Source organism: Streptomyces sp. NBC_00012 (assembly GCF_045040875.1).
GTDB lineage: Bacteria > Actinomycetota > Actinomycetes > Streptomycetales > Streptomycetaceae > Streptomyces.
Map to the genome: position 1 here is coordinate 8193792 of NZ_CP108309.1, position 13891 is coordinate 8207682.

Annotated in this window: 13 protein-coding genes and 1 pseudogene; 6 read left to right on the forward strand and 8 right to left on the reverse strand. The window is 69.2% G+C overall.

Annotated features, from left to right (window positions below):
* The first annotated feature begins 5 nt into the window (after positions 1 to 5).
* Positions 6 to 3461: a phosphodiester glycosidase family protein gene (locus tag OHA19_RS36885; protein ID WP_405753369.1), complete on the forward strand. Its 3456-nt coding sequence runs from the start codon at positions 6 to 8 to the stop codon at positions 3459 to 3461.
* A 68-nt stretch (positions 3462 to 3529) separates the two neighbouring features.
* Here OHA19_RS36885 and OHA19_RS36890 read toward each other — a convergent pair whose 3' ends face one another.
* From OHA19_RS36890 to OHA19_RS36920, 7 genes and pseudogenes are all read right to left on the reverse strand, one after another.
* Positions 3530 to 3940 carry a PTS-dependent dihydroxyacetone kinase phosphotransferase subunit DhaM gene (locus OHA19_RS36890; protein WP_405708915.1) on the reverse strand — a complete coding sequence of 137 codons (411 nt, stop codon included), beginning with the start codon at positions 3938 to 3940 and terminating at the stop codon, positions 3530 to 3532.
* Positions 3937 to 4551: a dihydroxyacetone kinase subunit DhaL gene (gene dhaL / locus OHA19_RS36895; protein ID WP_405753051.1), complete on the reverse strand. Its 615-nt coding sequence runs from the start codon at positions 4549 to 4551 to the stop codon at positions 3937 to 3939. The genes OHA19_RS36890 and dhaL overlap by 4 nt, the downstream gene beginning before the upstream one ends.
* Positions 4552 to 4597: 46 nt before the next feature.
* Complete coding sequence (dhaK, locus tag OHA19_RS36900) at positions 4598 to 5590, reverse strand: dihydroxyacetone kinase subunit DhaK (RefSeq protein WP_405708909.1); 993 nt, start codon at positions 5588 to 5590, stop codon at positions 4598 to 4600.
* Positions 5591 to 6453: 863 nt separating this feature from the next.
* Positions 6454 to 6840, reverse strand: a pseudogene (locus OHA19_RS36905) (hypothetical protein); the annotation flags it as partial.
* 191 nt (positions 6841 to 7031) lie between these two features.
* Positions 7032 to 7874 (reverse strand): IS4 family transposase, encoded by an 843-nt coding sequence (locus tag OHA19_RS36910; protein ID WP_405753053.1) that lies wholly within the window; start codon positions 7872 to 7874, stop codon positions 7032 to 7034.
* Positions 7847 to 8221: a transposase domain-containing protein gene (locus OHA19_RS36915; RefSeq protein WP_405720615.1), complete on the reverse strand. Its 375-nt coding sequence runs from the start codon at positions 8219 to 8221 to the stop codon at positions 7847 to 7849. Before OHA19_RS36915 ends, OHA19_RS36910 begins: the two co-directional genes overlap by 28 nt.
* Before the next feature lie 54 nt (positions 8222 to 8275).
* Positions 8276 to 8764, reverse strand: coding sequence for a transposase (locus tag OHA19_RS36920; protein WP_405753371.1), 489 nt, complete (start codon positions 8762 to 8764; stop codon positions 8276 to 8278).
* A gap of 1046 nt (positions 8765 to 9810) precedes the next feature.
* On the opposite strand from OHA19_RS36920, the gene OHA19_RS36925 reads away from it, so the two are divergent.
* The 5 genes from OHA19_RS36925 to amaP all read left to right on the forward strand — a co-directional run bounded on the left by OHA19_RS36925 (position 9811) and on the right by amaP (position 12236).
* Positions 9811 to 10239, forward strand: coding sequence for an Asp23/Gls24 family envelope stress response protein (locus OHA19_RS36925; RefSeq protein ID WP_266735721.1), 429 nt, complete (start codon positions 9811 to 9813; stop codon positions 10237 to 10239).
* Positions 10240 to 10277: 38 nt separating this feature from the next.
* Complete coding sequence (locus OHA19_RS36930) at positions 10278 to 10499, forward strand: hypothetical protein (protein WP_259930015.1); 222 nt, start codon at positions 10278 to 10280, stop codon at positions 10497 to 10499.
* A gap of 173 nt (positions 10500 to 10672) precedes the next feature.
* The gene (locus tag OHA19_RS36935; protein WP_405708896.1) at positions 10673 to 10957 is read left to right on the forward strand and encodes a hypothetical protein; all 285 of its coding nucleotides are present in this window, start codon (positions 10673 to 10675) and stop codon (positions 10955 to 10957) included.
* Positions 10954 to 11631, forward strand: a complete 678-nt coding sequence (locus OHA19_RS36940) for a DUF6286 domain-containing protein (protein ID WP_405753056.1) — start codon at positions 10954 to 10956, stop codon at positions 11629 to 11631. Before OHA19_RS36935 ends, OHA19_RS36940 begins: the two co-directional genes overlap by 4 nt.
* An 8-nt stretch (positions 11632 to 11639) precedes the next feature.
* Positions 11640 to 12236, forward strand: a complete 597-nt coding sequence (amaP, locus tag OHA19_RS36945; protein ID WP_405753058.1) for an alkaline shock response membrane anchor protein AmaP — start codon at positions 11640 to 11642, stop codon at positions 12234 to 12236.
* Between the two features lie 160 nt (positions 12237 to 12396).
* Here amaP and OHA19_RS36950 read toward each other — a convergent pair whose 3' ends face one another.
* The gene (locus OHA19_RS36950) at positions 12397 to 13794 is read right to left on the reverse strand and encodes an IS1380 family transposase (protein WP_405753060.1); all 1398 of its coding nucleotides are present in this window, start codon (positions 13792 to 13794) and stop codon (positions 12397 to 12399) included.
* Between the last annotated feature and the right edge of the window lie 97 nt (positions 13795 to 13891).

Consider the following 13891-nt stretch of genomic DNA (forward strand, 5'->3'; position numbering starts at 1 on the left):
GCCCGCTGGTGCTGCTCGCGACGGTGTCCGCCCTGACCGTCGGCGCGATCTCTCCCGCACTCGCCGATTCGAACCCCGACCCACGACCCCGCACCCCCGCCGAGATCCTCAGACCCGTCGCCCCGCCACCCGCGAGCAACCCGACAGGGGCGCCCCGCTCGGTCGCGGACGGCGACGGAATCGAGACCGCACACACCTCCCGCCCGATCGCCCCGGGGGTCCGCCTCAGCTCGTACGACCGGCTCGAGTCCGACAAGTGGCTGCGGGTCGACAACCTCGCCGTCGACCTCGCGAACGGCGGCGTACGCGCCGACTACCTCTCCTCCGGCAAGGTCTCCGAACGGCATGTCGTCTCCGAACTCGCCGCCGGACACGACGCGGGACGCGGCCGCCGCACCGTCGCCGCGATCAACGCCGACTTCTTCGACATCAACCAGACCGGCGCGCCCGAAGGGATCGGCATCAAGGACGGGGCCACCGTCCAGTCGCCCGCCCCCGGGATCAACCGGGCCGTCGGTATCGGCCCCGACAGCGCGGGCCGCATCTTGAACCTGTACTTCGAGGGCACGCTCACCCTGCCCGCCGGGCAGCGGCCGCTCGCCGCGTACAACGCGGCCAACGTGCCGGCCGGCCAGGTCGGCGCGTACACCTCCGCATGGGGAACCGCCGACCGCGCACTGACCGTGGACAGCGCGAGCCCGGTCGCCGAAGCGGTCGTACGGGACGGCAGGGTCGTCTCCGTCTCGCCCGCACCCGGCTCGGGGGCCGTCGCCGAAGGCACCACCGTCCTGGTCGGCCGTGAAGCCGGCGCCGTCGCACTCACCGCCCTGAAGCCCGGTGACCCGGTGTCCCTGACCTACCGGGCACGCACCGACAGCGGGGCCGTGCCGCGCACCGCCGTCGGCGGCCGGGAACTCCTCGTCGTCGACGGAGTCGCGCAGAACCACGACGGTGAGGGCAACAACACCGCCGCGCCCCGCACCGCCGTCGGTTTCTCCGAGGACGGCCGGACCATGCAGATCCTCACCGTCGACGGACGGCAGGCCGACAGCGGCGGCGTCACCCTCACCGAACTCGCCCTGATGATGAAGCGCGCCGGCTCGTACAGCGCCCTCAACCTGGACGGCGGCGGATCGTCGACCCTCGTCGCCCGAGAACCCGGCAGCGACGCGCTCCGGGTGGAGAACAGCCCGTCCGACGGCAGCGAACGCACCGTCCCCAACGGCCTCGCCCTCACCGCCCCGGACGGCAGCGGACGGCTCAAGGGTTACTGGGTCCAGCCCCGCACACCCGCCGGCGCCGCTCCGGGCGTCGACCCCGTCAAGGGCGGCCACCCCGACCGGGTCTTCCCCGGACTCACCCGACGCCTCACGGCGACCGGGTACGACGAGACGTACGGCCCCGCGCAGGGCGCTCCGCGCTGGCGCACCGCACACGGATCGGTCGGCACGGTCGACGGCAACGGGCTCTTCACCGCACGCCGCAGCGGCACCACCGACGTACGGGCCGAACGCGGACCGGCGCACGGCACCACCTCGGTGACCGTCCTCGACGAGCTGGCCCGGATCCGGCCCACCACCGAGCGAGTGGGCCTCGCCGACGCCGGGGCGACCGGCACGTTCGGCATCGCCGGGCTCGACGCCCACGGCACCAGCGCCCCCGTCGAACCGCGCGACATCACGCTCGACTACGACCACACCCTTTTCGACATCCGCGACGACGGGCGGGGTTCCTTCACCGTCGCCTCGCGCACCGGCTCCGGCGCGGGGCAGATCAAGGCGACCGTCGCGGGCACCACCACCGTGCTCGCCGTCAGCGTCGGCCTCACCGAGCAGGCCGTCTCCTCCTTCGACGACGCCGGGTCCTGGAAGTTCAGCCAGGCCCGGGCGGACGGATCTCTGGCGGCCGCACCCGACGGCCACACCGGCACCGCACTGAAGCTCACCTACGACTTCACCCGGTCCACCGCCACCCGCGCCGCCTACGCCACCCCGCCCCAACCGGTCACCGTGCCCGGCCAGCCCCAGTCGTTCAAGCTGTGGATCAAGGGCGACGGCCATGGCGCCTGGCCGACCCTGCACCTCAAGGATGCCGCCGGCTCAGACCAGTTGCTGCGCGGACCGTACATCACCTGGAACGGCTGGCGGCAGGTCACCTTCGACGTGCCACCGGGAGCCGCCATGCCGCTCTCCGTGTCCCGCTTCTACCTCGCGGAGACCGCGGCGGCCAAGCAGTACACGGGCGAGATCGTGATCGACGACCTCACCGCCCAGGTACCGCCCACCGTCGACCTGCCCGAACAGTCCGCTGCCGCCGACCCGCTGATCGACCCGGCGGCCGTGACCGAGCGCCGGGACTGGCGGTTCGCGGTGATGTCCGACGCCCAGTTCGTCGCCCGCGACCCGGACAGCGCGATCGTTGCCCAGGCCCGGCGCACCCTGCGCGAGATCAAGGCGGCGGCCCCGGACTTCCTGGTCATCAACGGGGACCTCGTCGACGAGGGATCGCCCGCGGACCTGGCCTTCGCCCGCCGCGTCCTCACCGAGGAACTCGGCGACTCGCTTCCCTGGTACTACGTACCGGGCAACCATGAGGTGATGGGCGGCAGGATCGACAATTTCACCGCCGAATTCGGGCCCGCCCAGCGGACGTTCGACCACAAGGGCACCCGCGTCATCACCCTCGACACCTCCAGCCTCAGCCTGCGCGGCGGCGGCTTCGAACAGATCAAGCAGCTCCGCGCGCAGCTGGACGCGGCGGCCAAGGACCGGACCGTCGATTCGCTGATGGTCATCGAGCATGTGCCGCCGCGCGATCCGACCGTGCAGAAGGGCAGCCAGCTCGGGGACCGCAAGGAGGCCGCACTGGTCGAGCAGTGGCTCGCCGGCTTCCGTCGTACGACGGGCAAGGGCGTGGCACTCATCGGCAGTCACGTCGGGGTCTTCCACGCCTCGCATGTCGACGGAGTGCCGTACCTGGTCAACGGCAACTCCGGCAAGGCACCGGCCGGGCCCGCGGATGACGGCGGCTTCACCGGCTGGTCGCTGGTCGGCGCCGACCGCATCGGCCAGGGAGCCCAGGCCGCGGCCCGGCAACGGCCGTGGCAGGGCGGGCCCGACTGGATTTCTGTGCAGACCCGCGCCCATGTGGACGCGCTGAGGATCGACGCGCCGCCGGTGCTCGCCACCGGAGGCCGTACGAAGGTCACCGCGACGGTCACCCAGGGGACCCGGAGCGTCCCGGTCGGCTTCCCGCTGGCCGCGGACTGGACCGGCTCGCCGAACGTGCACATCGGCGACCGCAGCGGTGTCCGCCACCGCCACACGGCGGTCCTCGACCCGTCCACCGGCACCCTCACCGCGCTCCGGCCGGGCACGATCACCCTCGCCGTGACGGTCAACGGCACGACACAGCAGGTACGGATCAGGATCGGCGCAGCCGGGGCCGCGTCGGCTGCCTGACGGACCGGGAGCCGGACCGGCAACGGGGCCGCCCGCACCCCGACACGGGTGCGGGCGGCCCCGCCCGGTTACAGCTTGCGGTACTCGTACGCCTCCGACGCCGCGGCCTCCACCGCCGCGATGTCGCCACCGGCCGACGCGGTGACCACGGCAGCCACGGCACCCTCCACGAACGGCGCGTCCACCAGCCGCGAGCCGTCCGGCAGTTCGTCACCCTCGGCCAGCATGGACTTGACCGTGAGCACCGCGCTGCCCAGATCCACCAGCAGCGCGACGCCCGCGCCGGAGTCCACCGACCTGGCGGCCTCGGCGATCAGTTCCGCACTCGTCCCGAGGCCACCCGCGGGGGTGCCGCCGGCGGCGGCCACCGGCGCCGTGGCGCCGCCTGCCGCGAGCCCCCGGGCCAGCTCGGCCACGGACTCGGCCACCGGGCCGCTGTGCGAGACCAGCACGATCCCGACCTGATTCCCGTCGCTCATGCCGCGCTCCCGTCCGCCGCCCCGGTATTGGCCAGGGCGGCGATCAGCAGGGCCGAGGACGTCGCCCCCGGATCCTGATGGCCGATGCTGCGCTCACCCAGGTAACTCGCCCTGCCCTTGCGGGCCTGCATCGGCACCGTCGCCAGCGCCCCGGCCTCGGCCGCCTCCCGGGCCGCCCCGAACGAGGTGCCGAGCGCCTCGGCGGCAGGCAGCAGCGCATCGAGCATCGTCTTGTCCCCCGCCTGCGCCCCACCGAGCTGCGCCACTGCCGCGACGCCCACCCCGAACGCCTCCGCCAACTCCTGCGGTGTCACGGCGGGAGCATCGCCCAGCGCCTTTCCCGTACGTCGCAGTAGCGTCCCGTACAACGGGCCCGACGCACCGCCGACCGTCGAGATCAGCTGCCTTCCGGCCAGCATCAGTACGGCCCCCGGAGTCTGCGGCGGCTCCTTGTCGAGGACCGCGGTCACCGCCGCGAACCCGCGCTGCATGTTGCTGCCGTGATCGGCGTCCCCGATCGCGGAGTCGAGGTCGGTGAGGTGGTCCGCCTCACGGCTCACCTCAGCCGCGGCCGCGGTCATCCAACGGTGGAAGAAGTCGGCGTCGAGCACATGATCTCCTTGTCGCTCCGGCATGACGGGGTGCGGTACGGGTGGATCAGCGGCCCCAGCGAAGCGCCGGAGTGTCCACCGGCGCGTCCCAGAGCCGCAGCAGCTCCTCGTCCACCTGGCAGACCGTCACCGAACAGCCCGCCATGTCGAGCGAGGTCACATAGTTCCCCACGAGCGTACGAGCCGCGACGACGCCCCGCTCGGACAGCACCCGCTGGACCTCGGCGTTGAATCCGTACAGCTCCAGCAGCGGCGTCGCGCCCATGCCGTTGACCAGCACGATCACCGGACCGGTCGGCCGCAGGTCGTCCAGCACCGCGTGCACCGCGAAGTCCGCGATCTCCCGCGAGGTCATCATGGGCCGGCGCTCCCGCCCCGGCTCGCCGTGAATACCGATCCCCAGCTCCAGCTCACCGGGCGGCAGATCGAACGTGGGGGAGCCCTTGGCCGGTGTGGTGACGGCGCCGAGAGCCACCCCGAAACTCCGCGACACCTCGTTCACCTGCCGGGCGACAGCCTCCACCCGCTCCAGCGGCGCGCCCTCGTCGGCCGCCGCCCCGGCGATCTTCTCGACGAACAGGGTGGCGCCCGTGCCCCGCCGCCCCGCCGTGAAAAGACTGTCGGTCACGGCCACGTCGTCATTGACCAGTACCTGGGCGACCCGCACGCCCTCGTCCTCGGCGAGCTCCGCGGCCATCTCGAAGTTCAGCACGTCACCCGTGTAGTTCTTGACGACGAAAAGCACCCCGGCTCCGCTGTCGACCGCGGCGGCGGCCCGCACCATCTGGTCGGGCACGGGCGAGGTGAAGACCTCTCCGGGGCAGGCCGCGGAGAGCATCCCGGGCCCGACGAACCCCGCGTGCAACGGCTCGTGCCCGGAACCACCGCCGGAGACGAGCGCCACCTTCCCGGCCACGGGCGCGTCACGCCGTACGACGACGCGGTTCTCCACATCCACGGTCAGCTCGGGGTGGGCGGCGGCCATACCGCGCAGTGCGTCCGCGACAACGGTTTCGGGGACGTTGATCAGCATCCTCACGGGTACCTCCTGGTGAGCTTAGCAGGCAAGTTGTTGAGCACGGTTTTCACAGGTCAGGATGGGTGGGGCGGATTATTGATCTTGGCGGTTCATGGCGTCTCGAAGCGGTTCCGCGCGGTATTGATGCTGACTCTTTGCTGAGTTTCCTGATGGAGCGTCAAGTGGGGTTAGCGGGTGGCGACCTTTGCGAATGTGCATCATGGCGTAATTATCGACGCGAGGGTGCGGGCGCGCGCCAGTGCGCCATCGGTCGGATGCAGGTGATCCCGCTTCTGTCATGACCGTGTGCCAGGGAGGTCGCTGGTCCGCCCGTTCATCCCCCGAGGATGCCGGGCCGGTACTGCTCGGACCGGGGGAGGCCACTTCCTGCAGACTGCCGTCCATCCATGGCTGACCTCAGCGTTTCAGTTGAGGCTGCGTCGGCCGGTGGGCGCGGTGAGGGCCCGACGCGGGGTCGGGTTCTCCAAGGTCCCTGAGGCGAGGTGGGCGGGGGCAGCGAGTCAGCTGGCGGGGCGGGGCAGCGTGGCCAGACGGTGGAATGCGACCGTGAGCTCAGCCGGGTCGTCGATATCCGAAGGTGGAGGCGGCGGCCGCCCCGGCTGATCCGAGCGGCGACGTGCAGGAACCCCATCAGGCCCAATGGTGGCACTGAGTGCCGCTGATCTGCTTACATCACTCCGAATGTCAGGGTGAGATGGTGGTAATGCACCGGAATGGCCGATCGATCCTTGTTGAAGTCGTAGGTAAAAGGTCGTTGTATGCGAAGAGCAAGACCTCCTCGAGGGAGAGCCCCGGTTCGGCACGGGGCGAGGCTCAACCAGGGCACCTCAACGAGATCGCGTTACGACCCCTTAGCTTGGCGTTTATGCAGCTCTGCTGTTTGTGGTGGCTGCCGCGAGCTTTGGTTTGTCCTGTTTCCCGACGGGGTGCTCGCGTGCGCGGTGCTTGTTCTTCATCCCAATTGGCCGGCCGGGGCCTGCGGTGCTGGGTTTCGGTGCGCTGGCCGGCTGAGGCGTTTTCCCGTGGAGGCGGCGAAATCCTCGACGGACGCGCGCGGGTGTGAGGCGCCCTTGGCGGGCGGGCCGCTCCCAGGGATTGCGGAGGTCTTCTGCGAGGGGCCGGGCAAGGCGGAGTTGGGTGTGGGCTGCAATGACGAGCCAGGTCCAACGGTCGGCGGCGGCCGGTTCGCGGAGTTTCGGAGCGGTCTACCCCAACGTCTGCTTGAACATCCTGAAGGTGTAGTCAAGGTCCAATACCGTTAGTTTAAGTGGGTGGTGGGATGAGTTGAGGGGTTCGGAAGGGGGCTCGGGTGCCGTGGTCCCCGGGTTTCTTGATTCGGTAGCGCGAGATGATGCGTTTGACCGTTCGCGGGTTGGACCGGGGACGTCTCGGCGGGGTGAGGTTGGCCAGGAGTTCGTCCAGGGCGAGGGTCCAGGCGTGGTCAGGCCGAGGGGGGAAAGGCCGCCGGCGGCATCATCGTGATGCGGCGGGCGACGCGCAGGCAGGTCATGAACGACAGGCGGTCGGGGTCGATGTTCTCGCTGTTGGCCCGGGCGGCCTCGAGCATGTGGACGCGCAGTGCGTAGTGCACGAGCAGGTGGCCCCAGAGCTGCTGGTGCACGCCGTCGGGTGTCTTGCTGGCCAGGACCTCTCCGGCTCCGATCTGCTGTGCCTTGAGTTCCTTGAACGTCGTCTCGATCTCCCAACGTTCGGTGTAGAGAGCGGCGAGCTCGTTGCCGGGATACCGCTCGTGATCGGTCAGCGTGGTCAGGAGGGTGTACTCCTCGCCGTCCGGCTCGAGTTGGTAGCGCAGGGCGCGTACCTGGATGCCGTGCTCGTGCCGGCGGTCGGTGTACCCGTAGAGGGTGGTCAGCCATGACCCGTCCGGCAGGAGTTGGTCGGGGGCCAGACTGTGGCGTTTGGTCGCCAGTCGCATCAGCAACTGGGCGCCCGAGGCCGACCAGACCCGCCACAGGCCAACTCCCGGATAGCCGCGGTCGGCCAGGACCAGCATCCCCGGACGCATGGAGCGGGCCAGATCCTTGGCCGCGGTGGTCTCGTGCGTGCTGTACTCCGTGATCGCAGCGTCCACGATGACATGAGTGCCGCACTCCACCAGCCCCACGATCCGGGCCTGCGGGAACGCGGCCCGCTTGTAGGGCCGCTTCCCAGGCTTGGGCCGTCCGCCGTGCCGGCCGAACGCCTCGTCATTGGCCGGGGTATCGGCGATGTCAACGCAGGTGCCGTCCACCGCCATCAGCCGCAGACCCGCCAGAACGCCCACGTGTCCGACGGCTCGGCCAGCGGCACCACAGAGCCGGCGAACAACTCCCGAAACGGCTCCCAGCCCAGGCGCCGACGAGCCAGGAAAATCGAGGACTTGGCCGGCTCCCGCCAGGCCCCCATCAGACCGACCTGACGAAGCCCGAAGGTCATCTTGCGCATGACCTCCAGATACGGGTCCGGGGAGAACAGTGCCAGCCCGAGCACGAAGTACAACACCAGCCGGGCCGGCAGCAGTCTGGACCGCTGCTCGGACCGCCCGCATGCCGCGATCGCCCGCTCGATCTCCGCCGCCGGATACACCCGCGCCAACAGCCCCACACTCACGACATCGCGAGCCCCCGGCACCAAACTCTCCTCGCACCTGACAAACCATCACACCTACATCAAGGGCACCTTAAACTAACGGTATTGGGTCAAGGTCGAATCTGCGCAGGAATGCCTGCCAGAGCCGGTCCACATTCCCAGCAGTCGCGGCGGTGGCCGACCACCACAGCCAGACCGGCCTGGGGTTGCGGTCTCCACGGAGGTAGTCGACCTGAAGACGGATGACGGTGCCTTCGATGACCGGCAGGTCTCCTTCGGGGTGGTTGGCCAGGCCGAGCGCCGGACCAGTAGTGGGTGCAGTCGATCCCAGGCAGTGGCGACGGCCTTCCAGTAGTGGGTGGTGTCGGTCACCGTGGTGACCGACGGGATCGGCTGAGTGGCCGCAACCTCGAACGCGAACTCCGCCCCGCGCTTGGGCTTGCGCCCGCGTTTGCCCGCCGGCTGCGGCGGGGGCGGGAAGTACAGGACGCGGTCCGAACGCATCCGGCCCAGCAGCTCCACGGGCGGGTCCGCGAGCAGGAAAGTCAGACGGGTCACGTCATAGCCGGCATCGACGACGACCAGGACGGGCGCGGACGCTACGTTCGACCGCGGACGATAAACGCCAAGCTTGGTCTCGCCGTACCCAAGTGAAACGGCGAGGTTAGGCCGCGGTCTCTGCGATGAGGACGGCGGCGGTTACCGGGCCCGAGGTGTCACTGGTGGCTGCGTCGGCTACCGCCGCCCGGACGGCGCGGGCTACCGCCAGCGGATGGTACCCGGGAGCGACCGCAAGCTGGACCTCGATGTGCCGGCCTGGTGGTTGGTCATGTTGCTCCACTTTGACCGGGCGACTTCCCAGCACTGCGGTGAGGCGGGCCACGCCCGGAACAGCCGCTGCGACATTGGCCAGCTCCCCGAAGGGGCCCTGCATGGGTCCCGTTCCGGTCATTGGAAGCGAGCTTCGCGCGGCTGCAGCCTCTGGCTGGGGCCCCATGGCGTTCTCTGCGGTCTGTGGCCTGACGCCTCTCTCCGGGCCCTCGTGGAGATCCGTGACGCGCAGATCGACTGACTCAGTGGCCAAGCCGAGTCTTTCAGCGGCCACGTTGAGCAATGCGCTCCTCAACTGCTCCGCGGTGCGGGGCAGTGGCTGCCCCATGAATGCGGTGAATGCGGCCTCGATCCTGAGCGGGCCAGGGGGTAGCGCGCTGGCCGGCGGACGGACGGACGGCTCGGACACGGGCCCGAGCGATGCCGGTCCGATGCGCAGGCTTTCCAGCCAAACGCCGGGAATCTCGGCGGCCGTGCGCCCGAGGGCCCGGACGGCTGCTTGCTCGGTGATCCACGTCCCGTCGTCAGGCCCTCCGAGAGGGAGCAGCCGACCCAGGTCGAGCTGGCGCCGTACTGCCTGCATCCATGCCTCAGTTTTCACCGGACTCTCGCCCTCTTCCATGGCCGCGGTCCTCTTCCTCCCGCAGTGCGCAACGATCCCGCAGATGCTCTGGGCAGGGGCACTTCGTACCACTCGTTGAACCCTCCGTCTCATGACTCAAACCCTGATAGATCCCACTAAAACGAATATAATCCGGTTAGAGAGTGCTAGGTGATCTCCTTCAGGGAGGAATAGCCCGATGACTGAGAACACCGGCGGAAAGCACGGCAGTGCGCCCGGCTCTCGCGGTCGGACGACCATTGCCGACGTGGTGGTAGAGAAGATCGCCGGAATGGCGGCTCGCGATGTGCTCGGCGTCCATGCCCTGGGTAGTGGATTCGCACGCTCGATGGGATCCATGCGGGAGCGGATGCCCGGCGCAGGTAGCGGTAAGTCCGTCACGCGCGGGGTCAGTGTCGAGGTGGGAGAGTTGCAGGCGGCCATCGATCTGGAGATCGTCGTCGACTACGGCGTCTCGATCACGGACGTGGCCAGTGACGTGCGCGAGAACGTGATCTCCGCAGTGGAGCGGATGGCGGGCCTGGAAGTCGTGGAAGTCAACATCGCGGTCAGCGATGTGAAGCTGCCCGACGAGGAGGACGAAGGGGAGCAGCAGCGGGTCCAGTAGCCAAGGGGGAGCAGCCCGCTTGAGCGAAGGAGCGCGTGATGAGCAAGGCTGTGGTCGGCTTGATTGCCGGAATGGCACTGGGCTTCGCCGGGTACTTCGGTGGCTTCTGGGCCTTCCTGCTGGTGCTGGTACTGGGCGCCGTCGGACTTGTCGCCGGGCGCTTGATGGAAGGCGATCTCGAGCCGGGTGACTTCATCCGCCGCCGCCATGACGACCACCAGCGGGTACGCGATAGCCGGCGACAGGCCCAGGGGGACTGACGGTAGTGACCAGTGACGTCGATCGTCCTCCGGGCGTTCCTCGCAGAGAGCGGGGTGCGACCACCGTCTCCGACCATGCCGTCGCGAAGATCGCTTCCCACGTGGCCCGCGAGGCGCTGAGCCGGTTCACCGATTCGGCCCGCCGTGTACCGCCCGGCCGCCGGACACCACGCGTGACGACGTCTGTGCGACGGGCACCGGAGCGGAACGAGCACGCCGCAGGACGAGTCGGCGATACCACCCATGGCCGTCCGGACATGCTCGGCGAAGTACGGATGCGTATCGCCGTGGAGCTGGGCTATCCGTCCGACATCGGTGCTCAGTGCGCTGCGGTGCGCCGCGAGGTCATCGAGCAGCTCAGGACATGGGCCGGCATGGACGTCTCCGAACTCACGGTGTCGGTCGAGAGGCTGCACTCGGTGCACTCGCGGCATAGAGACCGGGAGAGAGTGAGATGAGCGCGAACACCAGGCGGCAGCCGACCGGCGATGGCGACATTCCCTCCGGTACGGGACAGGCATCATCCGCAGGTACCCCCACTGGGGGCGCGACAGCAGCGGTCCACGAATCGCGCCGGTCGGCGCGCCGCTTCTGGTCAGCGCGACGGATTCCCGCAGCCATTGTGGCGCTGCTGTCCGTCGCAGGCATGGGGCTGCTCCTGTACGACGTGGTCTCGGTGCGGGCAGACCAGCCCGGGATGAGCTGGCGACGGCGACTCGCCGAGGAACTGGCCACACGACCGCTGGATGACATCTGGATGATCGTCGGGGCCGCGGTGGCGATGGCCCTTGGCCTGTTGCTTTTCCTGCTGGCGGTGACGCCGGGACTGCGCAGAGTGCTACCCATGCGGCAGCCCACCGGAGTTGCCAGAACAGTGGAGGTCCACGCCGGGCTCGACCGCCACGCAGCCGCGCTGAATCTGCGCGACCGGGCCGTACGGGTGTCCGGTGTGCAATCGGCACGGGTCGATGTTGGCCGCCGGAAAGTCAGAGCGCGGGCACAGGCACATTTCCGCGATCTCAACGAGGTCCACGCGGATCTGGACGCCGTGCTGAGCGAAGCCGTGTCGAACTTGGGTCTCGCCCGGAAGCCCACCCTGGACGTGCGCGTCCGGCGCCCGAAGAAGGGGTGAGGTGTCCCATGCTCAAGGCAGTGAACCGGGTGTTGCTGGGACTGCTCGGCCTTGGACTGTTCGCCCTGGGCGGCGGCGTGCTGCTCGGTGGGCTGGATCTGCAGCGCCACTGGGGGTTCGACATGCCGGGCTGGTGGCCCTTCCGAGGCCCGGAGGATGTCGTGCTGGGCACCTGGGGACGCGCCCGGTGGCGGGAGGAGGACTGGTGGTGGCCGGCTGTCATTGCGGTGCTCGTCGTGCTTCTCGCGCTGCTGCTTTGGTGGCTTCTGGCGCAGTTGCACAGACATCGGCCGGGCCAGGTCCTCATCGAGAGCGAAGGTGATGTGGCGGCCCGACTCAATGGCCGTGCGCTGGAGGACGCAATCGAGGAAGAGGCGAAGGTGCTGGATGGGATCTCGCAGGTTCATGTGCGGCTGACGGGTCGGCGTGCTGCTCCGGCCGCACGAGTACGGCTGTTGCTCGAGCCTCATGCAGAACCAGTGCGGACTCTGGAGCAACTGAGCGGGGAAACGCTCGTAAACGCACGGGACTCGGCAGGCCTGGACCGCCTACCGTCGGAGGTCCGGCTCCGGGAAGTCCGCCACCGCTCCCGCCGCGTCGCCTAAGCCTCGATCCACCGACGTGCTCTGAAGATGATCTCTTGATCGTTTTGTGAGCTGGTTTCGGTCGGTGGTCGTGGATGGGCAGGTGGTATCTGCTGGTCTGCCCAGCTTTTCCACGGGTTCGGTTCCGGTCGGGCCCTGGCGGGCGGGGTGGTCAGGGGGATCAGGCCGATGCGGGTGGGTCGTGGACGGTGTCGAAGAGGTGTGCCCAGGCTTGCTCCCAGGGCCAGTTGTGTGGCAGATGCAGGGTGATGCGTCGTGCGGATCGCGCGATCCGGGCCGGGACCTGGACCAGATGGGCCCGGAGGGTGGCGGTGGTGGCCTTGGTGTGGAACGCGGAGGCCAGGGAACCTGCGGCCCGCAGCAGGTTGTAGGTCATCGCCCACAGGGTCAGCCAGGCAGCGTTGGCGTGGAAGTGCCCGGACGGCAGATGGGCCAGGGCACCGGCCTTGCTGTCCGCGATGACCTGCTCGACCACCGCATGGTGCCGGTGTTCCCGCTCGGCCCGCAGCATTGCGGCAGGCTGATCGGTGAAGAAGGGGTGGTAGCGCCAGACGGGAAACAACTCGCCCTGCTCGCCCACGACGGCGGGTTTGGCCAGGTCACGGACCCGACGCACGATCAGCCGCGCGGTGACCCGCTCCGCTTCCTTTCGGCTCGCGAACGCGGTGCATTCGGGTATCCCGGCAACTTCGGCGTCCGAGATGAGTTCACCGGTCTCGGGGTCGGGCACCGCGGTCGGGTAACTGATCTGCTGCCAGGCCTCGTCGGGAATGCCGAGGACGGCTCGTTTGATGGAGGGGTTCATGCCGGTGGTGAGCGAGAAGTGGGCTCCGGCCCGGTGGCAGGCGGCGATCACCCCGGCGTTGTAGAACTGCGAGTCGGCCCGCAGGATGCGCAGGCCGGTGCAGCCGGCCTCGACGGCGGTGGCCAGGGCCTCGCTCACGAATTTCGGGGCGCCTCGGGAGTCTGCTGCTTTGCCACGTCGCATCCGCACCCCGGCGATGACCGGCCGTGCGTGCGGGGTGCAGACCGTGGCGAGGAGGGGGTGCAGGGTGCGGATGCCCTTGAACCGGCCGTACTCGGCGCCCTGCTTGGTCCGGCCGTAGACGCGTTTGTGGGTGGAATCGACATAGATGAACGCCTTCTCTCCAGAGCCGGGCAGCAGTGGAGTGCGTGCGGCCAGCGCGGCCAGGAATCTGCGGTGCACAGCATGGAGTTGGAGGGCGTGACCGTGGGTGAACGCGCGAAGGAAGGTGCCCAGCGTGGACGGGGCGCGAATACCGCCGAACAGCGTCGGCATCGCCCCGTGCCGCAGCACGCGGAGGTCGTCGATACTGTCCGCGCCCGCCGCCATGCCGGCCACGATGCTGCTGATCTTGGAGTCCGCCGCAGCCCCCGCGCCGTTCGTCGTCCCGGTCAGCTTCACCTTCTGCGTCACCAGGTCCGACAGCCCACACCGTTCGGCCAGCCGCATCACCGGAACCAGCCCGGCATGCGCAACCAGGTTCGGGTCATCGAACACAGCGGACACCGCACGTGGCGGCGTGGAAGAATGCATCCCGGAGATGCACCTCCGAACTGGTTGAGTAGAAGCCTAGAGAACTCCTATTTTCCCAGGTCAGAGTGCATCTCCACTTTCATGTCCAGGCACTGGA